Annotated in this window: 24 protein-coding genes; 4 read left to right on the top strand and 20 right to left on the bottom strand. The window is 58.1% G+C overall.

All coding sequences use genetic code 11. The features are described from left to right. Positions 1–139: 139 nt before the first annotated feature. The 12 genes from ybgE to sdhC form a co-directional block, all read right to left on the bottom strand. Positions 140–424, bottom strand: a complete 285-nt coding sequence (gene ybgE / locus ACLH1U_RS20555) for a cyd operon protein YbgE (protein WP_008805691.1) — start codon at positions 422–424, stop codon at positions 140–142. A gap of 130 nt (positions 425–554) precedes the next feature. Continuing rightward, a complete protein-coding gene (cydX, locus tag ACLH1U_RS20550) occupies positions 555–668 on the bottom strand; it encodes a cytochrome bd-I oxidase subunit CydX (RefSeq protein ID WP_004100325.1) in 114 nt (37 codons plus the stop codon). Positions 669–683: 15 nt separating this feature from the next. Continuing rightward, the gene (gene cydB / locus ACLH1U_RS20545) at positions 684–1,823 is read right to left on the bottom strand and encodes a cytochrome d ubiquinol oxidase subunit II (RefSeq protein ID WP_004885993.1); all 1,140 of its coding nucleotides are present in this window, start codon (positions 1,821–1,823) and stop codon (positions 684–686) included. A gap of 15 nt (positions 1,824–1,838) precedes the next feature. After that, on the bottom strand, positions 1,839–3,407 hold the full coding sequence (gene cydA, locus ACLH1U_RS20540; RefSeq protein ID WP_002895047.1) for a cytochrome ubiquinol oxidase subunit I: 1,569 nt from the start codon (positions 3,405–3,407) through the stop codon (positions 1,839–1,841). Positions 3,408–4,234: 827 nt separating this feature from the next. Then, positions 4,235–5,104: a succinate--CoA ligase subunit alpha gene (sucD, locus tag ACLH1U_RS20535; protein WP_004885990.1), complete on the bottom strand. Its 870-nt coding sequence runs from the start codon at positions 5,102–5,104 to the stop codon at positions 4,235–4,237. Beyond that, complete coding sequence (sucC, locus tag ACLH1U_RS20530; protein ID WP_002895039.1) at positions 5,104–6,270, bottom strand: ADP-forming succinate--CoA ligase subunit beta; 1,167 nt, start codon at positions 6,268–6,270, stop codon at positions 5,104–5,106. The genes sucD and sucC overlap by 1 nt, the downstream gene beginning before the upstream one ends. Positions 6,271–6,373: 103 nt before the next feature. Further along, positions 6,374–7,600, bottom strand: a complete 1,227-nt coding sequence (gene odhB / locus ACLH1U_RS20525) for a 2-oxoglutarate dehydrogenase complex dihydrolipoyllysine-residue succinyltransferase (RefSeq protein ID WP_023288876.1) — start codon at positions 7,598–7,600, stop codon at positions 6,374–6,376. A 14-nt stretch (positions 7,601–7,614) separates the two neighbouring features. Beyond that, positions 7,615–10,422, bottom strand: a complete 2,808-nt coding sequence (gene sucA, locus ACLH1U_RS20520; RefSeq protein ID WP_023288875.1) for a 2-oxoglutarate dehydrogenase E1 component — start codon at positions 10,420–10,422, stop codon at positions 7,615–7,617. A 391-nt stretch (positions 10,423–10,813) separates the two neighbouring features. After that, positions 10,814–11,530 (bottom strand): succinate dehydrogenase iron-sulfur subunit SdhB, encoded by a 717-nt coding sequence (sdhB, locus tag ACLH1U_RS20515; RefSeq protein WP_023288874.1) that lies wholly within the window; start codon positions 11,528–11,530, stop codon positions 10,814–10,816. Positions 11,531–11,545: 15 nt separating this feature from the next. Next, positions 11,546–13,312 (bottom strand): succinate dehydrogenase flavoprotein subunit, encoded by a 1,767-nt coding sequence (gene sdhA / locus ACLH1U_RS20510; protein ID WP_004179067.1) that lies wholly within the window; start codon positions 13,310–13,312, stop codon positions 11,546–11,548. Further along, positions 13,312–13,659, bottom strand: a complete 348-nt coding sequence (gene sdhD, locus ACLH1U_RS20505; protein WP_002894949.1) for a succinate dehydrogenase membrane anchor subunit — start codon at positions 13,657–13,659, stop codon at positions 13,312–13,314. The genes sdhA and sdhD overlap by 1 nt, the downstream gene beginning before the upstream one ends. Beyond that, positions 13,653–14,057 (bottom strand): succinate dehydrogenase cytochrome b556 subunit, encoded by a 405-nt coding sequence (sdhC, locus tag ACLH1U_RS20500; RefSeq protein WP_004142216.1) that lies wholly within the window; start codon positions 14,055–14,057, stop codon positions 13,653–13,655. Before sdhC ends, sdhD begins: the two co-directional genes overlap by 7 nt. Before the next feature lie 640 nt (positions 14,058–14,697). On the opposite strand from sdhC, the gene gltA reads away from it, so the two are divergent. Beyond that, entirely contained in the window at positions 14,698–15,981 is a 1,284-nt protein-coding gene (gltA, locus tag ACLH1U_RS20495) for a citrate synthase (RefSeq protein ID WP_023288873.1), read from the top strand. An 85-nt stretch (positions 15,982–16,066) separates the two neighbouring features. On the opposite strand, the gene nei is transcribed toward gltA, so the two are convergent. From nei to ACLH1U_RS20465, 6 genes are read right to left on the bottom strand one after another with little or no spacing between them, the layout of a single operon-like run. Then, positions 16,067–16,858 carry an endonuclease VIII gene (nei, locus tag ACLH1U_RS20490; protein WP_411299428.1) on the bottom strand — a complete coding sequence of 264 codons (792 nt, stop codon included), beginning with the start codon at positions 16,856–16,858 and terminating at the stop codon, positions 16,067–16,069. A 15-nt stretch (positions 16,859–16,873) separates the two neighbouring features. After that, positions 16,874–17,518, bottom strand: coding sequence for a pyroglutamyl-peptidase I (pcp, locus tag ACLH1U_RS20485; protein WP_048334976.1), 645 nt, complete (start codon positions 17,516–17,518; stop codon positions 16,874–16,876). A gap of 29 nt (positions 17,519–17,547) precedes the next feature. Further along, positions 17,548–18,300: a 5-oxoprolinase subunit PxpA gene (gene pxpA / locus ACLH1U_RS20480; protein WP_105490809.1), complete on the bottom strand. Its 753-nt coding sequence runs from the start codon at positions 18,298–18,300 to the stop codon at positions 17,548–17,550. Then, positions 18,290–19,222, bottom strand: coding sequence for a 5-oxoprolinase subunit PxpC (gene pxpC, locus ACLH1U_RS20475; RefSeq protein WP_023288869.1), 933 nt, complete (start codon positions 19,220–19,222; stop codon positions 18,290–18,292). Before pxpC ends, pxpA begins: the two co-directional genes overlap by 11 nt. After that, on the bottom strand, positions 19,216–19,872 hold the full coding sequence (gene pxpB, locus ACLH1U_RS20470; RefSeq protein WP_044521671.1) for a 5-oxoprolinase subunit PxpB: 657 nt from the start codon (positions 19,870–19,872) through the stop codon (positions 19,216–19,218). Before pxpB ends, pxpC begins: the two co-directional genes overlap by 7 nt. A gap of 14 nt (positions 19,873–19,886) precedes the next feature. Then, positions 19,887–20,630 (bottom strand): type 2 GTP cyclohydrolase I, encoded by a 744-nt coding sequence (locus tag ACLH1U_RS20465; RefSeq protein ID WP_004885970.1) that lies wholly within the window; start codon positions 20,628–20,630, stop codon positions 19,887–19,889. A gap of 267 nt (positions 20,631–20,897) precedes the next feature. Here ACLH1U_RS20465 and ACLH1U_RS20460 point away from each other — a divergent pair, with 267 nt between their 5' ends. Next, the gene (locus tag ACLH1U_RS20460) at positions 20,898–22,376 is read left to right on the top strand and encodes an MFS transporter (protein ID WP_032455154.1); all 1,479 of its coding nucleotides are present in this window, start codon (positions 20,898–20,900) and stop codon (positions 22,374–22,376) included. Here ACLH1U_RS20460 and phrB read toward each other — a convergent pair. Both phrB and ACLH1U_RS20450 read right to left on the bottom strand, forming a co-directional pair. Further along, a complete protein-coding gene (gene phrB / locus ACLH1U_RS20455; protein ID WP_105490811.1) occupies positions 22,348–23,790 on the bottom strand; it encodes a deoxyribodipyrimidine photo-lyase in 1,443 nt (480 codons plus the stop codon). The genes ACLH1U_RS20460 and phrB overlap by 29 nt on opposite strands. A gap of 182 nt (positions 23,791–23,972) precedes the next feature. Next, the gene (locus ACLH1U_RS20450; protein WP_004142243.1) at positions 23,973–24,182 is read right to left on the bottom strand and encodes a DUF2517 family protein; all 210 of its coding nucleotides are present in this window, start codon (positions 24,180–24,182) and stop codon (positions 23,973–23,975) included. A gap of 307 nt (positions 24,183–24,489) precedes the next feature. Here ACLH1U_RS20450 and kdpF point away from each other — a divergent pair, with 307 nt between their 5' ends. Together kdpF and kdpA are read left to right on the top strand one after the other, a co-directional pair. Beyond that, positions 24,490–24,579: a K(+)-transporting ATPase subunit F gene (gene kdpF / locus ACLH1U_RS20445; RefSeq protein WP_020323459.1), complete on the top strand. Its 90-nt coding sequence runs from the start codon at positions 24,490–24,492 to the stop codon at positions 24,577–24,579. Further along, on the top strand, positions 24,579–26,258 hold the full coding sequence (gene kdpA / locus ACLH1U_RS20440; protein ID WP_102003780.1) for a potassium-transporting ATPase subunit KdpA: 1,680 nt from the start codon (positions 24,579–24,581) through the stop codon (positions 26,256–26,258). The genes kdpF and kdpA overlap by 1 nt, the downstream gene beginning before the upstream one ends. Positions 26,259–26,275: the final 17 nt, after the last annotated feature.

Here is a 26,275-nt window from a genome sequence, read left to right as displayed (position 1 = left end):
GGTAATGCAAAAAAAGGTTAGAGCTTTCAAACTTCGCTACTATACGCGCGGGAAAGGTGGTTTGGAATGGGGGAAAGTAAACGGGGCGTAAATTTTTATGGGCTTATGCAAGCCCATAGCATTAACAGAGATCTCTTATTCAAAAGAAGAAAAAGAAGAGACCTAAAGCGAGCACGATATCAGCGATAAGCGGACAAAAAATCCCCTGCCAGTGAACGGCACGCGGGCGGAAGCCCACGCCGTGAATTACGCCGCTGCAAACCGCCCACATCAGCAAGAAACCGTGCCAGATTTCCAGCTCGCTGGTCTTCGCGGCAAAGCGCGAAGGATCCCAGAAAATGCAGCCTGCCAGCAGCAGCGCCATCAACAAGGAAAGCGCCCTTAACGGGCGCTTGTCCATTATCGCATACATATACTTTATCATTCACGTCGCCTCTTTGTTGGCTACGTCTGCTTACCCCAGTCACTTACTGGTGTAAGCTCCTGGGGATTCACAGACTTGCCGCCTCGATGCAACCCGAATGATTTCGTATATCGCATCACGATAATACTCATCAGTGTTCTTCTTTACCTGCTTTGGTGGCTTCCACGTGCTCAAGCGCCAGCGCGGTAATCACCCCAAAGGCACAGGCAAGAAGCGTTCCCAAAATCCATGCGAAGTACCACATATATAGCTCCTTACCTTAGTACAGCGAGTGGGTGTTCTTTTCGATGTCTTCACGGGTGATGCGGCCAAACATCTTCCAGTAACACCAGCTGGTGTAGCCCAGAATGATCGGCACGAAGACAATCGCCACGTAGGTCATCAGGTTCAGCGTCCGCTGGCTGGAGGTCGCGTCCCACATCGTCAGGCTGGCGTTCAGCATGGTGCTGGACGGCATGATGAACGGGAACATCGCGATACCGGCAGTCAGAATGATGCAGGCCAGGGTCAGCGAGGAGAACAGGAATGCCCAGGCGCCTTTATCCGCTTTGGTCGAAACGACGGTCAGCAGCGGCAGCACCACGCCCAGGGCAGGGATCGCCCACAGCGCTGGCATATTGTTAAAGTTCACCATCCACGCGCCAGCTTCACGCACCACTTCTTTGGTCAGCGGGTTAGACGGGCCGGTATGGTCAATCACCGATTTCACCACATAGCCGTCGATGCCGTAGTAGACCCACACGCCCGCCAGCGCGAAGCAGACCAGCGTCACCAGCGCCGCCACCGTGGAGACGGTGCGGGTGCGCAGATGCAGTTCGCCTACGGTACGCATCTGCAGGTAGGTCGCGCCCTGGGTCAGGATCATCGCCACGCTGACGATACCGGCCAGCAGACCAAACGGGTTCAGCAGCTGGAAGAAGTTACCGGTATAGAACAGACGCAGGTATTCGTCGACATGGAACGGCACGCCCTGCAGCAGGTTGCCGAAGGCCACGCCAATCACCAGCGGCGGCACGAAGCTGCCGATGAAGATGCCCCAGTCCCACATGTTGCGCCAGCGGGTGTCCTCGATCTTGGAACGGTAGTCGAAACCGACCGGACGGAAGAACAACGAGGCCAGCACCAGAATCATCGCCACATAGAAACCGGAGAACGCCGCGGCGTAGACCATCGGCCAGGCAGCGAACAGCGCGCCGCCGGCGGTGATCAGCCACACCTGGTTACCGTCCCAGTGCGGGGCGATGGCGTTGATCATAATCCGACGCTCGGTGTCGTTACGGCCGAGGAAGCGGGTGAGCATGCCCACCCCCATGTCGAACCCGTCGGCGACGGCGAAGCCAATCAGCAGGATGCCAATCAGCAGCCACCAGATAAAACGCAATACTTCATAATCGATCATTTGACGACTCCTGTCTTAGCGTGCCGACTGAATAGCCGCAGAGGACTGTTCAAAGTGATAGCGGCCGGTTTTCAGGCTGCTAGGTCCTTTGCGGGCAAACTTGAACATCAGGAACAGTTCAGCCACCAGGAACAGCGTGTACAGACCGCAGATCAGCAACATAGAGAAGATCAGATCGCCCGCGGTCAGCGACGAGTTGGCCACCGCCGTCGGCAGGACTTCACCAATCGCCCACGGCTGACGGCCGTATTCGGCAACAAACCAGCCCGACTCCACGGCAATCCACGGCAGCGGCAGGCCATAGAACGCGGCGCGCAGCAGCCATTTTTTCTCGCCGATACGGTTACGAATCACGCTCCAGAAGGAGGCGCCGATAATCAACAGCATCAGGATGCCGCACGCCACCATGATACGGAAGGCGAAGTACAGCGGTGCGACGCTTGGAATAGAGTCTTTGGTGGCTTTGGCGATCTGCTCTTCCGTGGCGTCAGCGACGTTCGGGGTATAGCGTTTCAGCAGCAGACCATAGCCAAGATCTTTCTTCACGTTATTGAACTGGTCGCGAACGGCCTGGTCGGTGGAACCGGCGCGCAGTTGCTCCAGCAGCGCGTAGGCTTTCATGCCGTTACGGATACGCTCTTCGTGCTGAACCATCAGATCCTTCAGACCGATAACCGGCTTATCCACCGAGCGGGTGGCAATGATGCCCAGCGCGTAGGGGATCTGGATGGCGAAGTGGTTGGTTTGCGCATTCTGATCGGGAATACCAAACAGGGTAAAGGCCGCCGGCGCAGGCTGGGTTTCCCACTCTGCTTCGATAGCCGCCAGTTTGGTTTTCTGCACGTCACCCATTTCGTAACCGGATTCGTCACCCAGCACAATAACGGAGAGGATCGCCGCCATACCGAAGCTGGCTGCGATGGCGAAGGAGCGCTTAGCAAAGGCAAAGTCACGACCTTTCAGCATGTACCAGGAGCTGATAGCCAGGATAAACATCGCACCGGTGACATAGCCAGACGCCACAGTGTGAACGAATTTCACCTGAGCAACCGGGTTGAGCACCAGTTCGGAGAAGCTGACCATCTCCATACGCATGGTTTCAAAGTTGAAGTCCGATGCGATAGGGTTCTGCATCCAGCCGTTAGCGACGAGGATCCACAGCGCGGAGAGGTTGGAGCCCAGAGCGACCAGCCAGGTGACGGCCATATGCTGAACTTTACCCAGACGATCCCAACCGAAGAAGAACAGACCTACAAAGGTGGATTCGAGGAAGAAGGCCATCAGACCTTCAATGGCCAGCGGCGCGCCGAAGATATCGCCCACGTAGTGTGAGTAATACGACCAGTTAGTCCCGAACTGGAACTCCATGGTCAGACCGGTCGCCACACCCAGCGCGAAGTTGATACCAAACAACTTGCCCCAGAATTTGGTCATATCTTTATAAATCTGTTTGCCGGAAAGGACGTAGACCGTTTCCATGATGGCCAGCAGGAACGCCATACCGAGCGTCAGTGGCACAAACAGGAAGTGGTACATCGCGGTCAAGGCAAACTGTAAGCGCGACAGTTCGACTATATCTAACATCATGACTCCTTGCTCATCGCATGAAGACTCCGAAAATGAACCGAGAAGCTCTGGCTCATACGCATGCCCCAATACAATTTTTATTTGTCGCCCGCCCGGAGCGGGTTTCAACCGAAAGTGAAACCACGCCAGGACAAGGTTACAAATACGTTAACGAAAAACCCAATTGATTCCCCAATATATTACGCCGCAATAACCTTACAATAAATATGTTTTTATTGTTCCAGTTTTACATTTTTCGACGGTGATCAATATATAGCGAAGATGGCCGGTTTAGGCCAATTTGACTTGAGACAATTTAACGTTTTTTGAAGGATTTTTCCAAGCATTAAGTATTGATATAAATCAATTTTTACTCTGCGTGTTAATTATGTAGCTCAATAAAGAATATTGGTAAACCTAATGTTAATGCTGTGTTTAAAGTGTGCCTTGATTGGTTACTAAAAAGGGAAAGATGAGAATCATAGGTAATATTATTTAACGCCACAGGAAAAAAATAAAAAAAAGAGCCGATCCGATTAATGCTAGACCGCTCACAGTATTTTTTCCTGCTTTCTTCTCCCCTCCCCCACTCTTTTTTTTACTGTCTGTTTCGTTACCCTGCGGTACGACCAGGGCAAATTTTCATTTCCGACAACCGCGCGTCGATAATATTTATGAAATAATTCATAAAATCAATATGATAGATAAGGTTTTTGCCAAACGCAGGGTTTGCTGACGCAGCGGCTTTCGGAAGAAGCGGACAACGGCCAAAAAAAAGGCCACCTGACGGTGGCCAACCATGTCGAAATCGGACAGATTTCTGCTTGCGGATAAGCAGAGAGGGTTTACTTGATGATAGCTTTCAGCGCTTCGCCGATATCGGCCAGGCTGCGAACGGTTTTCACACCGGCTGCTTCCAGGGCTGCGAATTTCTCATCGGCAGTACCTTTACCGCCAGCGATGATGGCGCCAGCATGGCCCATACGCTTGCCCTTCGGCGCGGTCACGCCGGCGATGTAACCGACAACCGGCTTGGTCACGTGCTCTTTGATGTAGGCAGCCGCTTCTTCTTCCGCGCTACCGCCGATCTCACCGATCATCACAATCGCTTCGGTCTGCGGGTCTTCCTGGAACAGCTTCAGGATATCGATGAAGTTAGAGCCCGGGATCGGGTCGCCGCCGATACCGACGCAGGTAGACTGACCGAAGCCGTAGTCGGTGGTCTGCTTAACTGCTTCATAGGTCAGTGTACCGGAACGGGAAACGATGCCCACTTTACCCGGCTTGTGAATGTGACCCGGCATGATGCCGATTTTGCATTCGCCCGGCGTGATCACGCCTGGGCAGTTCGGGCCGATCATGCGCACGCCCGCTTCGTCCAGTTTCACTTTCACGGTCAGCATATCCAGCGTCGGGATACCTTCGGTGATGGTGATAATCAGCTTAATGCCCGCGTCAATCGCTTCCAGAATGGAATCTTTGCAGAACGGCGCCGGAACGTAGATCACGGTCGCGGTGGCGCCGGTCGCTTCAACGGCTTCGCGCACGGTGTTGAACACCGGCAGGCCCAGGTGAGTGGTGCCGCCTTTGCCTGGCGTCACGCCGCCAACCATTTGCGTACCGTAAGCGATCGCTTGTTCAGAGTGGAAGGTCCCCTGGCTACCGGTGAAGCCCTGGCAGATAACCTTGGTATCTTTATTAATTAAAACTGACATTATTTCCCCTCCACTGCGGCAACAACCTGCTGTGCTGCGTCCGTCAGACTTTTCGCTGCAATAATATTCAGGCCGCTGTCAGCCAGTTTTTTCGCGCCCAGTTCGGCGTTGTTACCTTCCAGACGAACCACGACCGGAACGTTAACTCCAACTTCCGCTACCGCACCGATGATGCCGTCAGCGATCAGGTCGCAACGTACGATACCGCCGAAGATGTTCACCAGCACCGCTTTCACGTTGTCATCAGAGAGGATGATTTTGAACGCTTCGGTGACGCGCTCTTTGGTCGCACCGCCGCCCACGTCGAGGAAGTTAGCCGGTTCGCCGCCGTGCAGTTTAACGATGTCCATGGTACCCATCGCCAGGCCCGCGCCGTTAACCATGCAGCCGATGTTGCCGTCCAGCGCGACGTAGTTCAGTTCCCACTGCGCCGCCTGCGCTTCACGCGGATCTTCCTGCGACTGGTCGCGCATTTCGCGCAGATCCGGCTGGCGGAACAGCGCGTTGCCGTCAGCGCCCAGTTTGCCGTCGAGGCAGATCAGGTCGCCCTGCTTAGTGATAACCAGCGGGTTGATTTCGATCAGCGCCAGATCGCGCTCCAGGAAAATGGTCGCCAGACCCATGAAGATCTTGGTGAACTGCTGAACCTGTTTACCTTCCAGACCCAGTTTGAACGCCAGTTCACGACCTTGATAAGGCATCGGGCCCGCCAGCGGATCGATGGCGATCTTGTGGATCAGGTGCGGGGTCTCTTCCGCCACTTTTTCGATTTCCACGCCGCCTTCGGTAGAGGCCATGAACACTACGCGACGGGAGCTACGGTCAACGACCGCGCCCAGGTACAGCTCTTTGTCAATATCGGTCGCCGCTTCAACCAGGATCTGGTTAACCGGCTGGCCGTTCGCATCTGTTTGATAGGTCACCAGACGTTTGCCCAGCCAGTGCTCGGCAAATGCGCGGATCTCTTCTTTGCTCTTCACCACTTTCACACCGCCCGCTTTGCCGCGGCCACCAGCGTGAACCTGACATTTCACTACCCACGGACCCGCGCCGATTTTTGAAGCGGCTTCTTCTGCTTCACGCGGAGTAGTACAGGCATAACCCACCGGCGCCGGTAAGCCATAGCGGGCAAAAAGTTGTTTTGCCTGATATTCATGTAAGTTCATGTGTTCAGTCCATCCTTCAGGGTGTAATTATCTTTAAACCTGTAGGCCTGATAACGGCGTTAACGCGTGTTATCCGGCCTACGGTAGGTAATACGCTTGCTGACTACACGTCCAGCAGCAGACGGGTCGGATCTTCCAGCAGCTCTTTAATCGCCACCAGGAAGCCTACCGATTCACGTCCGTCGATCAGACGGTGGTCGTAGGAGAGCGCCAGGTACATCATCGGCAGGATCTCTACCTTGCCATTCACCGCCATCGGACGGTCTTTAATGGCATGCATACCCAGGATGGCGCTCTGCGGTGGGTTGATGATCGGCGTGGACATCAGGGAGCCGAACACGCCGCCGTTGGTAATGGTGAAGTTACCGCCGGTCAGGTCGTCTACGGTCAGCTTGCCGTCACGGCCTTTCACCGCCAACTCTTTAATATTCTTTTCGATATCCGCCATGCCCAGCAGGTCAACGTCACGCAGAACCGGGGTGACCAGGCCGCGTGGAGTGGATACGGCCATGCTGACGTCGAAGTAGTTGTGGTACACCACGTCGTCGCCATCGATAGAGGCGTTCACTTCCGGATAGCGTTTCAGCGCTTCCACCACCGCTTTCACGTAGAAGGACATAAAGCCCAGACGGATGCCGTGACGTTTTTCGAACGCGTCGCCGTACTGCTTACGCAGATCCATGATTGGCTTCATGTTGACTTCGTTGAACGTGGTCAGCATGGCGGTGGAGTTTTTCGCTTCCAGCAGACGCTCGGCCACACGTTTACGCAGGCGGGTCATCGGGACGCGTTTTTCAGAGCGGTGGCCCAGCTGCGGCGCCGGCGCGGCTGCCGGGGCAGCGGCTGGCGCTTTGGCTTCTGCCGCCGCCGGGGCTTTCGCCAGATGTTTCTCGACATCTTCGCGGGTCAGGCGGCCGCCGACGCCGGTGCCTTTGATGGCCGCCGCGTCGAGGTTGTGTTCAGCCAGCAGACGACGGATCGCCGGGCTCAGCGCATCGTTGTTCTGCTCTTCCAGAGAGGCCTGCTGACGCTGCGCCGGCGTGGACGCTTTCGCATCGGCTTTTTCGCTGCTTTCTTTACCTGCGCTGTTACCTTCGCGCAGGCGGCCAAGGATCTGGCGAGACAGGACGGTAGCGCCCTCGTCTTCCAGCACTGCATCCAGAATGCCGTCCGCTGATGCCGGTACTTCCAGTACCACTTTGTCAGTTTCGATTTCGACCAGGACTTCGTCACGGACGACCGCGTCGCCCGGTTTTTTGTGCCAGGTGGCGACGGTTGCGTCAGCTACGGACTCAGGCAGGTCGGGAACCAGAATATCTACGCTACTCATTGTGTATCCTTTAATTAATCGACGTTCAGCGCGTCATTGACCAGATCTTGTTGCTGTTTCTGGTGAACGGACATATACCCTACCGCCGGAGAGGCGGAGGCCGGGCGGCCTGCATAACGCAGAGAGGCCCCAAACGGAATCACTTCACGGAAGTGATGCTGGCTGCAGTACCATGCGCCCTGGTTGAGCGGCTCTTCCTGGCACCAGACAAAATCATGTACGTGCGCATACGCTTTCAGCGCATCCTGCACCGCCTGATGCGGGAACGGATAGAGCTGCTCGATACGAACGATAGCGACATCTTTTTGCTCGTTTTTACGGCGCTGTTCCAGCAGGTCGTAGTAAACCTTACCAGAGCACAGCACCACGCGCTTCACAGCCTGCGGATCAAGTTGATCGATTTCACCGATGGCCGGCAGGAAAGTGCCGTTTGCCAGCTCATCCATGCTGGAGACCGCCAGCGGATGACGCAGCAGCGACTTCGGCGACATCACCACCAGCGGACGACGCATACCGCGCAGCGCCTGACGACGCAGCATGTGGTACACCTGCGCCGGCGTGGACGGCACGCATACCTGCATATTCTGCTCAGCGCACAGCTGCAGATAACGCTCCAGACGGGCGGAGGAGTGCTCCGGGCCCTGGCCTTCGTAGCCGTGCGGCAGGAGCATCACCAGGCCGCACATCCGGCCCCACTTCTGCTCACCGGAGGAGATGAACTGGTCGATCACCACCTGCGCGCCGTTGGCGAAGTCGCCAAACTGCGCTTCCCAGATGGTCAGGGTGCGCGGCTCTGCAGTGGCGTAACCATATTCAAACGCCAGCACCGCTTCTTCAGACAGCACGGAGTCCCAAACGCGGAACTGGCCCTGACCGTTATGGACATGCTGCAGCGGGGTGTAGGTTGAACCATTGGTCTGGTTATGGATCACCGCATGACGGTGGAAGAAGGTGCCGCGACCGGAGTCTTCCCCGGACAGACGCACCGGAATACCTTCGTCAACCAGCGTGGCGTAGGCCAGGTTTTCAGCGCCGCCCCAATCGAACAGCTTCTCACCTGCCGCCATCGCCTGGCGGTCGGCGTAAATTTTCGCCACGCGGGACTGCATTTCGATACCTTCCGGCACCGTGCTGATGCGTTTGGCCAGCTCCTGCAGACGCTTCGGCTCCACTTTATCCGGATAGCTCTCGTCCCACTCATGGTTGAGGTACGGCGACCAGGTAAAGGAGTGCATGTTCATCGGACGCCATTCCTTCACCACGCATTCGCCGGCATCCAGCGCATCGCGGTAGAGGTTAACCTGCTCGGTAGCATCTTCCAGGGTCGCGACCTTGTCCTGCTCCAGCTTGTCAGCATAGATTTTGCGCGGAGTCGGGTGCTTTTTGATCTTCTGATACATCAGCGGCTGGGTTGCGCTCGGCTCATCGGCTTCGTTATGGCCGTGACGGCGGTAGCACACCAGGTCGATGAAGACATCGCGTTTGAAGGTATTGCGGAAATCCAGCGCCAGACGGGTGACGAAAGCGACCGCTTCCGGATCGTCGGCGTTGACGTGGAAAATCGGCGCCTGCACCATTTTACCGATGTCGGTGCAGTACGGGGTCGAACGCGCATCCAGCGGGTTAGAGGTCGTGAAGCCCACCTGGTTGTTGATAACGATGCGCACGGTCCCGCCCACTTCGTAACCGCGGGCTTTGGACATGTTCAGGGTTTCCTGAACCACGCCCTGGCCGGTCACCGCGGCGTCGCCGTGGATAGTGATCGGCAGAACCTTGTTGCTGCTCGGCTCGTCCAGACGATCCAGACGGGCGCGTACGGAACCGATCACCACCGGGCTGACGATCTCGAGGTGCGACGGGTTAAACGCCAGCGCCAGGTGCACCAGACCGCCTTCGGTTTCTATATCGGAAGAGAAGCCCATGTGGTACTTCACATCGCCGGTACCGAGGTGTTCTTTATGTTTGCCGGCAAACTCGTCGAACAGGTCCTGCGGTTTTTTACCCAGCACGTTGACCAGCACGTTGAGACGGCCACGGTGCGCCATGCCCAGCACCACTTCACGGGTGCCGCTCTTACCCGCATGGCGGATCATCTCTTTGAGCATGGGGATCAGGGCGTCGCCACCCTCCAGCGAGAAGCGCTTCGCCCCCGGGAATTTGGCGCCGAGGTAGCGCTCCAGCCCTTCCGCGGCAGTCAGTTCGCCGAGGAAACGCTTTTTCTCTTCCGCGGTAAAGCTCGCTTTGCCGGCTACCGATTCAATGCGCTGCTGGATCCAGCGTTTTTCTTCGGTAGAGGTGATATGCATGTATTCCGCGCCGATGGAGCCGCAGTAGGTTTGCTTAAGGGCGGCAATCAGCTCGCCCAGCTTCATCGTGTCTTTACCGATGGCAAATGAACCTACGTTATAGCTTTCCTGGAAATCGGCCTCGGTCAGATCGTGGTAGGCCGGATCGAGATCCGCCACTCTCTCTTGCTTCCACAGCCCCAGCGGATCGAGATTCGCATGCTGGTGGCCACGGAAACGGTATGCGTTGATGAGCTGCAGGACTTTAACCTGCTTCACATTGGTGTCTGGGTCGGAAATCGAAGAAGTGTAACGTGAGGCATCCTTCGCCAGTCGACGGAAATAATCACGCGTTTTGGAATGAAATTGATCCGGTTTAACTCCGGTGCCAGGTAACTGCTGGAACATTGAACGCCAGTTGGCGTCAACAGAGTCAGGATCGGTTAAGAAGTCTTCATAGAGCTGTTCTATCCAGCTCTGGTTCGAACCAGAGAGGTAAGAAGAGTCCAGCCAGGCTTTCATTGCGCCGTTCTGCATCGTGATCCCTTAAGCATTCATATGCTTATTTCGCCGTAGAAACTACCACGCACACCGAGTGCACGTGCCGGGGTTCACTTGTTGCGGACGAGTTGTGGTTTCTATCCGCTAAGGAACCTTTAAAAACTGCCATTAATCTTCGGCGTTCAGGCTGCGGTTGCGTTAGCTGCCTTCACTTTCCCCGGTCACATAGTTCACTATGCTCCCGGGGATGCGTTCAGTTGCCGCCTTACCTCGCTCTGAACGCCTTGATTACTGGTACATATTTGGCGGTTTTTAAAGATTTCCTGCTATATCTATTGCCTGATGGCGCTTCGCTTATCAGGCCTACAAAATATGCTCCTGTAGGCCGGATAAGACGTTTACGTCGCCATCCGGCAACTAAAACAACTTACGCGCTGCGCTGCAGCAGCATCGACTTAATATGGCCGATGGCGCGCGTCGGGTTCAGCCCCTTAGGACACACACTGACGCAGTTCATAATGCTGTGACAGCGGAATACGCTGAAAGCATCGCTCAGGCCGTCCAGACGCTCGCTGGTTTCGGTATCGCGACTGTCGATCAGGAAGCGATACGCGGCCAGCAGGCCTGCCGGGCCGATGAACTTGTCCGGGTTCCACCAGAACGACGGGCACGAGGTCGAACAACATGCGCACAGAATACACTCATACAGGCCATCGAGCTTCTCACGCTGCTCAGGCATCTGCAGATGCTCGCGAGCCGGAGGATTTTGCCCATTATTCAACAAGTAAGGCTTAATCTTCTCATATTGTGCATAGAATTGCCCCATGTCCACCACCAAATCACGGATAACCGGTAATCCTGGCAGCGGGCGGATAACAATCTTCTTGCCCGGCTGATTCAGCGCGGAGATCGGCGTGATGCACGCCAGACCGTTTTTCCCGTTCATGTTCAGGCCATCGGAACCGCAGACCCCTTCACGACAGGAGCGGCGGAACGACAGCGACGGATCTTTTTCTTTCAGCTGGATCAGCGCATCCAGCAGCATCATGTCACGACCTTCTTCCGCGTCGAGGGTGTAATCCTGCATGTGCGGAGCGTCGTCAACATCCGGGTTATAGCGATAAATTGAAAACTCGAGTTTCATTTTCCTGTCTCCGCATTAATAAGTACGAATCTTCGGCGGGAATGCCGGACGCAGTTTCGGTTCCATGTTGACGCTACGACGCGTCATGGATTCCGACTCTGGCAGATACAGGGAATGGCACAGCCAGTTTTCATCATCACGATCCGGGAAGTCGAAGCGGCTGTGGGCGCCACGGCTCTCGGTACGGAAGTTAGCGGATACGGCGGTCGCGTACGCGGTTTCCATCAGGTTATCCAGTTCCAGGCACTCAACGCGCTGGGTGTTGAACTCGCTGGAGGTATCGTCGAGACGGGCGTTTTTCAGGCGCTCGCGGATCACTTTCAGCTGTTCCAGACCTTTGTGCATCGCATCGCCTTCGCGGAACACCGAGAAGTTATGCTGCATACATTCCTGCAGCGCTTTGCGGATCGCCACCGGATCTTCACCGGAACGGGTGTTGTTCCAGCGGTTGAGGCGGTCCAGCGAGCCTTCGATATCGGATTCGCTGGCGTCGCGCAGCGTGCCCTGCTCGGCGATAGACTCCTGCAGATGCAGACCCGCCGCGCGGCCGAAGACCACCAGGTCGAGCAGCGAGTTGCCGCCCAGACGGTTGGCGCCGTGGACCGATACGCAGGCGATTTCGCCCACCGCGAACAGACCCGGGATCACCACGTCTTCGCCCTTCTCATTGACGGTCAGCGCCTGGCCGGTCACTTTGGTCGGAATACCGCCCATCATGTAGTGGCAGGTTGGGATAACCGGGATCGGCTCTTTCACCGGATCGACGTGAGCAAAGGTGCGGGACAGCTCAAGGATACCCGGCAGACGAGATTCCAGAACCTCTTTACCCAGGTGATCCAGTTTCAGTTTCGCGTGCGGGCCCCACGGACCGTCGCAGCCGCGGCCTTCGCGGATCTCGATCATGATGGAACGCGCCACCACGTCACGACCCGCCAGGTCTTTCGCGTTCGGCGCATAACGCTCCATAAAGCGCTCGCCGTGTTTATTCAGCAGATAACCGCCTTCGCCGCGGCAACCTTCGGTGACCAGAACCCCGGCCCCGGCGATACCGGTCGGGTGGAACTGCCACATTTCCATATCCTGCACCGGCACGCCGGCGCGGATGGCCATCCCGACGCCGTCACCGGTGTTGATGTGGGCGTTGGTGGTGGACTGATAGATACGGCCTGCGCCGCCGGTCGCCAGCACGGTGGCGCGGGCTTTAAAGTAGACCACTTCGCCGGTCTCGATGCACAGGGCGGTACAACCCACCACCGCGCCGTCCTGGTTTTTCACCAGATCGAGGGCATACCATTCGGAGAAGATAGTGGTGTGGTTTTTGAGGTTCTGCTGGTACAGGGTGTGCAGCAGGGCGTGGCCGGTACGGTCAGCCGCCGCCGCGGTACGCGCCGCCTGCTCGCCGCCGAAGTTCTTCGACTGGCCGCCGAACGGGCGCTGATAAATACGGCCGTCGTCAAGACGGGAGAACGGCAAGCCCATATGCTCCAGCTCGAGAATCGCTTCCGGGCCGGTCTTACACATATATTCGATGGCGTCCTGGTCGCCGATATAGTCCGACCCTTTTACGGTGTCGTACATATGCCATTCCCAGTTATCTTCATGGGAGTTACCGAGCGCGACGGTGATACCACCCTGCGCGGATACGGTGTGCGAACGGGTCGGGAAAACTTTGGAGAGCAGCGCACAGGTCTGTCCGCTCTGGGAAATTTGCAGCGCCGCGCGCATACCTGCGCCGCCGGCACCGATGACAACAGCATCAAACTCTCTGACTGGCAATTTCATTACACACCCCACACCACAACAAATCCATAAAGAACGTAAGCCACCAGCGCCACAACGATAGCCAGTTGCAGAACCAGGCGCAGAGCCAGTGGTTTAACGTAGTCCGTTAACACCTGCCACATCCCGATCCAGGCATGGATAAGAATGGAAACGAGAGCCAGCAGAGTGAAGACTTTAGTGAAGCCGGAGGCAAAGAATCCGGTCCACACTTCCCATGAGATTTCACCGGTGGTAGCGAAGAAGCCAACCATGTAGATGATGTAGAGGGTCAGAACGATGGCGGTAGCACGGACCAGAATAAAGTCATGTACGCCGTTGCGTCCCAGTGCTGAGGCGTTGCTTACCATACGAGGACTCCTGCGAGAAGTGAAAGCACGACAGTAATAACAAAAGAAATCTTGGCGGAACGTTTCCCTGCTTCGAGGGTTTCGTCCAGGTAGCCAAAGTCCATCATCAGATGGCGGATACCAACAACGACGTGATAGGCCAGCGCGGTGAGAATGCCCCACATGATGAACTTCACAAAGAAGCTATCCATGATCGAGGCCGCCGTCAGAAAACCTTCAGGGGAGGAGAGGCTGGTGCCCAGCAGCCAAAGCAGAATTCCGACCGCCACGAAGGTGATGACACCGGAAACGCGATGGAGAATGGACGCTATCGCCGTGATTGGGAACCGTATCGTTTGTAGATCCAGATTGACAGGTCTTTGTTTTTTCACATTTCTTACCATGAATAACGCCCACATGCTGTTCTTATTGTTTCCTTCCTCCGGTCTGCTTGCGGGTCAGACAGCGTCCTTTCTATAACCAGAAGTCATGTTAAAACGTCTTTTCAGGCATTAAAACATCACTAAACAACGCTGGGTGGCTCGGGATTGCAGGGTGTTCCGGAGACCTGGCCGCAGTATAGGCCGTTCACAAAATCATTACAATTAACCTACATATAGTTTGTTGGGTTTTCTCCGGAACAGTGATCAAGGTCACGATAACAACATTTTTTTAATTTTTAATCACCTGATTTGACAAATATTAAACATTCTTGTTACAACCATTACCAGTTAAATGCAATAATGCTCAAAAGTTATGAGGTCATGCTTTCACCTGAGAATAAGTTATGTAACAGTGTGTCAGTATTGACCGATGTAATCAGGACAGTTATTAGTGGTATACAGGTTTTAATATTCGGACTGCTAAAACGCTGATTTGCTGTTGTTTCACCGCAGCCCTGAAGAACGTGCCATCAAGCGCCGTTGCTCTGTACCCTGCCCTTTTCGCTGACGCAGAGCTGTGTGCAACATAACAAACTGGTAACGTATACGGGCGCGGGCCGAAAGCAAATCCACCACCCGGCAGTCTTAAGCAATAAAGGCGCTAAGGAGACCATAAATGTCTGATGCTAAAGCAAAAATCACCCTGGGTGGTGACACTGCTATTGAACTGGATGTGCTAAAAGGCACGCTCGGTCAGGATGTTATTGATATTCGTAGTCTTGGTTCAAAAGGCGTATTTACTTTTGACCCAGGTTTCACATCTACCGCTTCCTGTGAATCTAAAATTACGTTTATCGATGGTGACGAGGGGATCCTGCTGCACCGTGGCTTCCCGATCGACCAGTTAGCGACCGAATCAAACTATCTTGAAGTTTGTTACATTCTGCTAAACGGTGAAAAACCGACCCAGGCCGAATATGACGAATTCAAAACCACCGTCACCCGCCACACCATGATCCATGAGCAGATTACTCGTCTGTTCCATGCGTTCCGTCGCGATTCTCACCCGATGGCCGTTATGTGCGGGATCACCGGCGCCCTGGCGGCGTTCTATCACGACTCCCTCGACGTGAATAACCCGCGTCACCGTGAAATTGCCGCCTATCGCCTGCTGTCCAAAATGCCGACCATGGCAGCCATGTGTTACAAGTATTCTATCGGCCAGCCGTTTGTTTATCCGCGCAATGACCTCTCCTACGCCGGCAACTTCCTGCGCATGATGTTCGCCACGCCGTGCGAAGAGTACGAAGTCAATCCGGTGCTGGAGCGCGCAATGGACCGTATTCTGATCCTGCACGCCGATCACGAACAGAACGCCTCGACCTCGACGGTACGTACTGCGGGCTCTTCCGGCGCTAACCCGTTCGCCTGTATCGCAGCCGGCATCGCCTCCCTGTGGGGACCGGCGCACGGCGGCGCCAACGAAGCGGCGCTGAAAATGCTGGAAGAGATCAGCTCCGTTGAGCACATTCCGGAATTTGTTCGTCGTGCGAAAGACAAGAATGACTCTTTCCGCCTGATGGGCTTCGGCCATCGTGTGTACAAAAACTACGACCCGCGCGCCACCGTGATGCGTGAAACCTGCCATGAAGTGCTGAAAGAGCTGGGCACCAAAGACGACCTGCTGCAGGTGGCCATGGAGCTGGAGCATATCGCGCTGAACGACCCGTACTTCATCGAGAAGAAACTCTACCCGAACGTCGACTTCTACTCCGGTATTATCCTGAAAGCGATGGGTATTCCGTCCTCCATGTTTACCGTTATCTTCGCCATGGCGCGTACCGTGGGCTGGATTGCGCACTGGAACGAAATGCACAGCGATGGCATGAAAATCGCCCGTCCGCGTCAGCTCTATACCGGCTACGAAAAACGCGATTTCCAGTCCGACATCAAGCGTTAATCTCGCTGTCCGGATGATAAAAACGCGTCTGATGGCGCGTTTTTTTATGCCTGACGATGAGGTCTGGCGCTGCCTGGCCGCCGGCTTAATGCTGGCAGTGCGGGCACCAGTAAAACGGCCGCGAGGAGAGCATCGTCTTCTCAATCACGCCCCCGCAGCGCTCGCACTGTTCGCCATCGCGATGGAACACCTTAAAGCGGAACAGCGCGCCGTGGTGCTTGTTGTCATCGGGCTGGCCGCGGGTGCGATAGGAAAGCCGCGGGATATCAAGCAGCGCGTGCGCCAGCGCATCCAGTTGTATTCCATTCAGCTCCGAGGCCTTATGCTGCCCGGTCAGCCCCACCTGCCAGAGGATTTCCACCCGCAGATAGTTTCCCAGCCCGGCAAGAAAAGCCTGATCCAACAGCAGGCCGGAAAACTGACGATGGCGGAATTTGGCCGACAGCAGCCGCGCTTTCACCTGCTCCGCGGTTAACGTCATATCCAGTACGTCCGGACCGATGCGCAGCAAGAACGGATGGTTGGCCACCTGCTCCGCTGTGAGCATCTCAATGTCCGACGCGCTGTAGAGCAAAATCGCCTTGCTGGCGGTCTGGAGCCTGACGCGCAGCACCCGGTTAGAGACGGGCTGTTCGCCAGCGTCAACCACGCCCCAGACGCCGTACAGCTGATTATGGCTGTACAGGGTCAGGCCGCCGGAGAAGCGGGTCAGCAGGGCTTTGCCCCGGGTGTCGATATGGGTAACCCGCTGACCAATCAGCGGGGTTTGGTAGGGTTGCAACCGGGGAAAGGCGAACCAGACGTCGGTTAAGGGTTCGTCTTTGATTGCCGCCTCCAGTGTATCCGCCGCGCGGCGGATCTCCGGACCTTCCGGCATACTGTCATCCTTTTGTCAGTGGGTGGCACCGCCGCCCAGTTTACTGTCCACCGGCTGGCGCAGGGCCACGGCAATGGCCGTCTCCAGCGCCTCCCGCACGGTGGCGATCGCCATACTCGGCTCGCCGGGATGGGCCGCCGCCTGCGCCGGTAGCCATGGAATATGGATAAAACCGCCTCTCACCTCAGCCTGACCCTGCAGCCTGTGCAACAGGCCGTACATGACGTGGTTGCAGACGAAGGTGCCGGCGGTCTGCGACACCGAGGCCGGGATCCCGCGATCGCGCAGCGCGCTGACGATCGCTTTGATCGGCAAGGTGCTGAACCACGCCGCCGGCCCGCCGTCGACGATCGGCGTGTCGATGGGTTGCTGGCCTTTGTTATCGGGGATGCGCGCATCATCGACGTTGATCGCCACACGTTCGACGCTGATATCGACCCGACCGCCGGCCTGCCCCACCGCGATAACCAGCTTCGGCTGCAGGTCTTCTATCGCCGCGTCGAGCGCCGACAGCGCCTCGCCAAACACGCAGGGAAGCTGCCGGGCGGTCACCGGCTGGCCAGCAATCATAGTGCCGTCAAGCTGCTGCACCACTTCCCAGGAAGGGTTCACCGTCTCGCCGTCAAAGGGTTCGAAACCGGTGAGTAATACTCCCGCCACCATCCCCTCCTTCGCGGTCATGCCGATTGTCATATCTCAGCCTCAGGCTGAGCGCTGACCAGAATATGGCGCCCGGCGAACGCCGCCCGCAAACGGCGGGCAAAATCGAGGGCATGCGGACCATCACCGTGCAGACATACCGTCTGCGCCACCACATTCGCCCATTCGCCGCTGACGCTGCGCACCCGGTGGTGTTGCACCATCTCGAGGGTTTGCGCCAGGGCCTGCTCTTCGCTGTCAATCAGCGCCCCGGGCTGGCTGCGCGGCACCAGGCTGCCGTCGGCCAGATAACCGCGATCGGCAAACACCTCCTGACGCGTCGTCAGGCCATAGCGCAGTCCGGCGCGGATCAATTCGCTGCCCGCCAGACCCACCAGCACCAGCTGCGGGTTAACATCGCGGACCGCGCGGGCGATCGCGTCGGCCAGCGGCGGCGATTTGGCCGCCTGGTTGTAGAGCATGCCGTGCGGCTTCACGTGCTGCAGCTCGCCGCCCTGCGCCTGAACGATCGCCGCCAGAGCGCCAATCTGATACAGCGTCTGGGCATAGACCGTTTCCGGCGGCAGATCCATCGCCGTGCGGCCAAAATTTTCCCGGTCGGGATATCCCGGATGGGCGCCCACCGCCACGCCGTACTTCAGCGCCTCGCGCACGCTCTGCACCATCAGCCCGGCGTCGCCGGCGTGAAAACCACAGGCGATATTCGCCGATGACACCAGCTGGAGCAGCGCGCTATCGTTCGCCCCGCCTTCCCCGAGATCGGCATTAAGATCAATCATCATCGTGGAGTCTCCAGGCCAGTTGTTCCAGATAACGCTGGCGATCGGCCCGCGCCTTCAGCGCCTCCTCCAGCGAGCAGGCCACGAAATGGATCGGCTGCCCCAGCGGGATCTGCGCCAGCTGGTACATATCGGCATCGATAATGCAGGCGATCCGCGGATAGCCGCCGGTGGTTTGCGCGTCGTTCATCAGCACAATGGGCTGCCCGTTGTGCGGCACCTGCACCACGCCCGGCAGCAGGCCGTGCGACAGCATTTCACGATCGGTGGTGCGTTTCAGCGGCTGCCCCTGCAGGCGGTACCCCATGCGGTTACTCTGCGGACTGAGCTTCCAGGGGGCGCGCCAGAATGACGCCTGCGAGGCCTCATCAAATTCATGATACTCCGGCCCGGGTAGCGCACGAATGCGGTTGCCCAGCGGCAGCTGCTTGACGCCGCGCGGGGTGGTGAAGCGGCGGGCGGCTTTCCCGAGCTTCAGCTTGTCGCCGTCCTGCAGGCGGCGTCCTTCCAGACCGCCAATCCCCGCCTTGAGATCCGTGCAGCGCGAGCCAAGGACCTCGGGGACCGCAATCCCGCCCGCCACCGCCAGATAGCTACGGATGCCATGCTGCGGCGTTTTCAGCACCAGCCGCTGCCCGGCCCGGTAGGCGGTGCGCCAGCCCACCCAGACCGCTTTACCGTCCAGCGTCGCTTCGCAGGCGGCGCCGGTCAGCGCAAACCAGCCGCTGCGGGCAAATTCGATCTCCACCTGGCCGAGGGTAATCTCCAGCCCGGCGGCATTCGCCTCGTTGCCAACCAGCAGATTGGCAATCACCAGCGAGGGATAATCCAGGGCGCCGCAGCGGCTGATGCCAGACTGGCGCAGGCCTTCTCGTCCACCGTCCTGTACCGAGGTGTACAGGCCGGCGCGGATCAAGGTCAACATACCCCCTCCTTTTGCGGCACAAAGCGAATTTTATCGCCCACGCGCAGTAGCGCAGGCTCCTTCCGCGCCGGGTCGAACAGCGTCAGCGCGGTGCGCCCCAGCAGCTGCCAGCCGCCGGGCGTCGCCAGCGGATAGATACCGGTTTGCGCGCCGCCGATACCCACCGACCCGGCCGGGACGAGCACGCGCGGTTCGGCGCGACGCGGCGTCGCCAGCGCCGCAGGCAGCCCGCCCAGGTAGGGAAATCCCGGCTGAAAACCAATAAACCAGACCAGATATTCCACCGAGGCGTGCAGCTCCACGACCTGTTTTTCACTCAGGCCGCTGTGCTGCGCCACCACCCCGAGGTCCGGTCCGGCCTCGCCGCCGTAGACGACCGGAACAGACAGCGAGCGCGACTCCGGCTCGATCGCGAGGCTCTCCTCCCACCAGCGCTGCAGACGGTCTATCGCCTCCCACGCCACCTCCTGCGGGCGGCGGAGCACCACAGTGATATTGTTCATGCCGGGAATGGCGTCAATCACCTCTTCATGGTTCGCCAGACGCTGGGCTAATCCCCAGATCCGTTGCTGGCTTTCAAGGGTAACCGGCGGCTCCAGCTCCAGTACGACAGCCGTTTCTCCTAACAGATAACAACGCGCTCGCTGCACTTTTCTCTCTCCCGTCAGGCAGGGTTAGGAATATCAATAAAGGTGACATCCAGGTCGGTGGTTTCCGTCAGCCATTCGCTGAGGGCGCGAATGCCGCCCCGCTCGGTGGCGTGGTGGCCGGCGGCATAAAAATGCAGGCCCTGCTCGCGGGCAGAGTGGATGGTTTGTTCCGACACCTCGCCGGTGATAAACGCGTCCACGCCAAAGCGCGCCGCGGCGTCGATAAAGCTCTGGCCGCCCCCGGTACACCAGGCGACGCGGCTGACGGTGTCCGGCCCGGTATCGCCGCACCACAGCGGCTTGCGTCCCAGCCGCGCTTCAATCCACGAGGCCAGCTCGAGGCCGGACACCGGCATCGACAGTTCGCCCCAGGGCACCAGCGGTTCGATTTCGCCCAGCACGTTAATCCCCAGCAGATGCGCCAGCTGCGCGTTATTGCCCAGCTCGGGATGGGCATCCAGCGGCAGATGCCAGCCGTAGAGATTGATATCGTTGGCCAGCAGGGTTTTCAGGCGCCGGCGCTTCATGCCGCGGATCACTGGCGATTCGTTTTTCCAGAAATAGCCGTGATGGACGATTACCGCATCCGCCTGCAGGCGGACGGCCTCATCCAGCAGCGCCTGGCTGGCCGTCACTCCGGTGACGATCTTGTGCACCGTGTCGCGCCCTTCCACCTGCAGACCGTTAGGGGCGAAGTCACTGATGGCTGCGCTATTGAGCTTGTCGTTTATCAGTTGTTCCAGTTCGCTATTTTTCATCGCCACTCCAGCAGATAATCAGGGTATACAAAGGCATAACATAACCAGATCCATTCGGGTCGTCGATAGTCAGCCTCCGACACTGACGATGACTTTTTACCGAATAGCGCAATTTGTCTATTCATCCCGCCGCGCATTCGTGTATATTTATGCACTAATAAAGCATATTAAATAATCAGAAAGCCCCTCAAGCCATGAATATGACTAATTAAACGCTATTCATGCAGAACGATCGACTTTCGCTTTACGCCAGGAAACACACTTCTCATGAAGACAACATCATCGCAACCGCGGGCGATTTACTACGTCGTGGCGCTGCAAATCTGGGAATACTTTAGCTTCTACGGCATGCGCGCCCTGCTGATCCTCTATCTCACCAATCAGCTTAAATATGACGATAACCACGCTTACGCCCTGTTCAGCGCCTACTGTTCGCTGGTCTATGTGACGCCGATCCTCGGCGGCTATCTGGCCGATAAGCTGTTAGGCAACCGGATGGCGGTCATGCTCGGCGCGCTGCTGATGGCCATTGGCCATCTGGTGCTCGGGGCCAGCGAAACCGCCCCGGTCTTCCTCTACCTGTCGCTGGCGATCATCGTCTGCGGCTACGGGTTGTTTAAATCCAACGTCAGCTGTCTGCTGGGCGAGCTGTACGAACCCGCCGATCCGCGTCGCGATGGCGGTTTCTCGCTGATGTATGCCGCGGGCAATATCGGCTCGATCATCGCGCCGATCGCCTGCGGCTACGTCCAGGAGGAGTATAGCTGGGCGATGGGCTTTGCCCTGGCGGCCATCGGCATGGTGGCGGGACTGGTGATTTTCCTCTGCGGCAACCGTCACTTCCAGCATACCGCCGGCGTGAACCGCCAGGCGCTGTGCGCCCGTCGCTTCCTGCTGCCGAACTGGGGCTGGCTGCTGGTGCTGCTGGTCACTGCTCCGCTGCTGATTGCCGTGCTGTTCTGGCAGGAGTGGTCGGTATATGCCCTGATCGTGGCCACGGCCATTGGCCTCGCGGTACTGGCGCGGATCTACCTGCGCGCCGAGACCGATAAACAGCGCAAGGATCTGCGCCTGATCGTCGTCCTGACCGCTTTCAGCCTGCTGTTCTGGGCCTTCGCCCAACAGGGCGGCAGCTCCATCAGCCTGTATATTGACCGCTTCGTTAACCGCCATATCATGAGCTACGAAGTCCCTACCGCTATGTTCCAGTCGATCAATGCCTTCGCGGTGATGCTCTGCGGCATGGTGCTGGCGTGGCTGGTGAAAGAGAGCGTCGGCGGTAATCGCACCGTGCGCATCTGGGGAAAATTTGCCCTCGGTCTGGGCCTGATGAGCGCCGGGTTCTGCATCCTAACCCTCAGCGCCCGCTGGTCGGCGGCCTATGGTCAGTCGTCCATGCCGCTGATGGTGCTGGGGCTGGCGGTGATGGGTTTTGCCGAACTGTTTATCGACCCGGTCGCGATGTCGCAAATCACCCGCATTGAGATCCCGGGGGTCACCGGGGTGTTGACCGGCATCTATATGCTGCTCTCCGGGGCCATCGCCAACTATCTGGCCGGCGTTATCGCCGACCAGACCTCGCAGGCGTCATTCGACGCCGCCGGGGCGGTGAACTACTCCATTGACGCCTACATCAACGTCTTCAGCCAGATCACCTGGGGCGCGCTGGCCTGCGTCGGCGTGGTGCTGGTCATCTGGCTGTATCACTCGCTGAAGGTCAGGACCCGCCGTCTGGCGGTGGAGTAATCCCCTTTCTGGCGGCCTCCCAGGCCGCCAGCGTCTCCTGCCGCGCCTGCTTGTGATCGACTATCGGGCGCGGATAATCCAGCGTAACCCCCTGTTTATCCGCCCACGCCCACGGCTGATGCAGCGCCTTCTCCGGCACCTTTGCCAGCTCCGGCAGCCAGCGACGCATAAACACCCCCTGCTTATCAAACTTCTCGCCCTGGGTGGTGGGATTAAATATGCGGAAATAGGGCGCGGCGTCGGTGCCCGTCGAAGCCGCCCACTGCCAGCCGCCGTTGTTCGCCGCCAGGTCGCCATCAATCAGCTGGCTCATGAAATAGCGCTCCCCTGCCCGCCAGTCGAGGCGCAGATCTTTAGTCAGGAAGCTGGCGACGATCATGCGCAACCGGTTATGCATCCAGCCGGTGGCGTTAAGCTGGCGCATGGCGGCATCGACAATCGGATAGCCGGTCTCCCCGCGCTGCCAGGCCTGCAGGGCGCCATCCTCTTCGCGCCAGGCGACCTTATCGGTCCAGGCGACAAACGGCCGTCCTTTACAGAGTTTCGGATAGTAGACCATCAGATGGCGGTAAAACTCCCGCCAAATCAGCTCATTAAGCCAGGTGGCGCCTGCCCCGCCGTCCAGCGCGGCGGGGTGTTCCGTCAGCAGCCGATGCAGGCACTGGCGCGGCGACAGCACCCCGGTGGCCAGGCAGGGCGACAGGCGACTGGTCCCTTCCACGGCCGGGAAGTCGCGCTGCCCCTCATAATCCGCCGCCGGTTGCTGACAAAACGCGCGCAGCCGCGCCAGCGCCGTTTTTTCATCCGCGGCAAACAGCAGCCCATCGAACGGCGTTTGCGGATAGTTGAGCTCCGGCGGCGGCGGCGCCTGGCGGGCGGGTGTCTGGCGCGGCTTTGGCGCGGCCACGCACGCCGGCAGCCCTTCCCGCAGCCGGCGAATAAACGCATTCTTAAACGGAGTGAAGACTTTATACATTTCGCCGCCGCCGGTCAGTACGCTGCCGGGCGGCAACAGGACGCTGTCGTCAAATCCCTGGCAAATCACTTCGCTCAAGGTGTTCTCAACGGCGGCATCGCGCTGGCGTTCATTGAATTCGTACTGATAGTTGTAGAACAGGTGACTGACCTGGTGCTGCTGGCAAAAATGGGCCAGTCGCTCGACGCTGGCGCTAAAATCGTCCGCCTCTTCTACCCACAACGGTATGCCACGCTCCGCCAGCGCGGCGTGCAGACTGTGCAAATGGCTGGCGATAAAAGCGGCCTGCCGCGGCGCCATATGATGCTCGCGCCACTGCCCTGGGGTGGCAATATAGAGCGCCAGCACCTGCGCCTGCGGATCGCGGCAGGCGGCGGCCAGCGCCAGGTTATCGTGAATGCGTAAATCCGTGCGTAACCAGACCAGATGGGTGGCCATATCACTCCTCATTATCCGTCAGCAAAACTCATCTCATGATCTAAGCCGGAAAAAATAGCGCGCTCCGGCAAAATAAGCACCTGCCAATTCCGCTGCGGCGCTTGCAACGAGTGTAGACAAGCGACGAAAAAAAACCGCCGGGGGCAACCGGCGGTTATTGGCTTTCATTGCAGCAGGGCGAATCAGTAGAAGTCGTGAGCGGCTTTTTCCGCCTGCGCCATCCACACCGGCTGCTCGCTGGTTTTCGACCACACCCGGTGCAGCCAGCTGTAATAGCGGGCGCGATCTTTCCAGAACAGCATCACCGGCAGCGCCGCGACGCCAGCCACGACGGCGAAAGCCCGACGCAGCAAAATAATATGAGCAGGATAAGCTTTGTACAACGCCATCATTTCTCTCCCCTTTGTCAGGCCGGCAAGTCGCGCCGGTAAAAAATTACCATGTTTGTTTGAGCAAAATAGTACCGCGTTGGTTGTAATTTTACTACTCATCCGACCACTAAAAAGCACGTATTTATACTTAATTTACATTCACCCCGTAAATTAGTTACGAAAAAGTTAAATTAATACTAACCATCAGTTAAATTGTGCCTTTGTCATTTTTATACTTTTTTTACACCGCGCCCGCAGATTTTTGCGAAATCTTTGCGCCGTAATTTCTATTCTCCTGGTAAATCAAAAACACACCCGGAGGTGGATTGTGACTGCAGGCGTACTCACTGGCGTTGGGCTGGTGTTCCTGTTACTGGCTTATCTGGTTTATGCCTTGATACATGCGGAGGCATTCTGATGGCTGCCCAGGGATTTTTATTATTAGCCAGCTACCTGCTGGTATTGTTGGCGCTGGCGCGCCCGCTGGGGATGTGTCTGGCGAGAATGGTGAACGACATCCCGCTTCCCGGCCTGGCCGGCGTCGAGCGCGTTCTGTGGCGCGTGGCCGGGATCCGCGCCGAAGAGATGGGCTGGCTGCAGTATTTGCTGGCGATCCTGCTGTTTAACGCCCTCGGCGGCCTGGCGCTGTTTGCCCTGCTGATGCTCCAGGGCGTGCTGCCCTTTAACCCGCAGCACCTGCCGGGGCTGCCGTGGGATCTGGCGCTCAACACCGCGGTCAGCTTTGTCAGTAATACCAACTGGCAGGCTTACGCCGGCGAAAGCACCATGAGCTATCTCAGCCAGATGGTGGGGCTGACGGTGCAGAATTTCCTCTCCGCCGCCACCGGCATCGCCGTGGTCTTCGCCCTGACCCGCGCCTTCGCCCGACAGAAAATGTCCACCCTCGGCAATGCCTGGGTCGACCTGACGCGCATTATCCTGTGGCTGCTGCTGCCGCTCTCTCTGCTGGCGGCCCTGTTCTTTATTCAGCAAGGCGTGCCGCAGAACCTGCAGGCTTACCAGCCCTTTACCACCCTCGAAGGGGCGCACCAGCTGCTGCCGATGGGGCCTGTCGCCTCACAGGAAGCGATTAAGCTGCTGGGCACCAACGGCGGCGGTTTCTTTAACGCTAACTCCGCCCATCCGTTTGAAAACCCGACGGCGCTGACCAATCTCGTGCAGATGCTGGCCATCTTCCTGATCCCGGCGGCGCTGTGCTTCGCCTTCGGCGAGGTGGTGAGCGATCGCCGCCAGGGGCGCGCTATTCTGTGGGCGATGACGCTGATCTTTATCCTCTGCGTCGCCGTGGTGATGTGGGCGGAAACCCGCGGCAACCCGCACCTGCTGACGCTGGGCGCCGACAGCAGCCTGAATATGGAAGGTAAAGAGAGCCGCTTCGGTATTCTCGCCAGCAGTCTGTTCGCGGTGATCACCACCGCCGCCTCCTGCGGCGCGGTCAACGCCATGCATGACTCCTTCACCGCGCTGGGCGGGATGGTGCCGATGTGGCTGATGCAGATTGGCGAAGTGGTGTTCGGCGGCGTCGGCTCGGGTCTCTATGGCATGCTGCTGTTCGTTATGCTGGCGGTGTTTATCGCCGGGCTGATGGTCGGCCGCACCCCGGAGTACCTCGGGAAGAAAATCGATGTCCGGGAAATGAAAATGATCGCCCTGGCCATTCTGGTCACCCCGACGCTGGTGCTGCTTGGCACGGCGCTGGCGATGATGACCGAGGCCGGCCGCGCCGGGATGTTCAACCCCGGCGCGCACGGCTTTAGCGAAGTGCTGTACGCCGTCACCTCGGCGGCCAATAACAACGGCAGCGCCTTCGCCGGCCTGGGCGCGGCGACGCCCTTCTGGAACCTGCTGCTGGCGTTCTGCATGCTGGCTGGACGCTTCGCCGTCATCATTCCGGTGATGGCTATCGCCGGCTCGCTGGTGGCGAAGAAAATTCAACCGGCCAGCCCCGGTACCCTGGCCACCCACGACGCCCTGTTTATCGGTCTGCTGATCGGCACCGTGCTGCTGGTGGGCGCCCTGACCTTTATTCCTGCGCTGGCGCTTGGCCCGCTGGCCGAACACTTTTCCTTACTTTGAGCGATGCGGAGCCCCCT

The organism is Klebsiella sp. 1SOBk5mer (genome assembly GCF_046603115.1).
In the GTDB taxonomy this organism is placed as follows: Bacteria; Pseudomonadota; Gammaproteobacteria; order Enterobacterales; family Enterobacteriaceae; genus Klebsiella; species Klebsiella quasipneumoniae.
The sequence above is the reverse complement of the archived record's forward strand: the minus strand, read 5'-3'. Positions and strand labels throughout refer to the sequence as shown.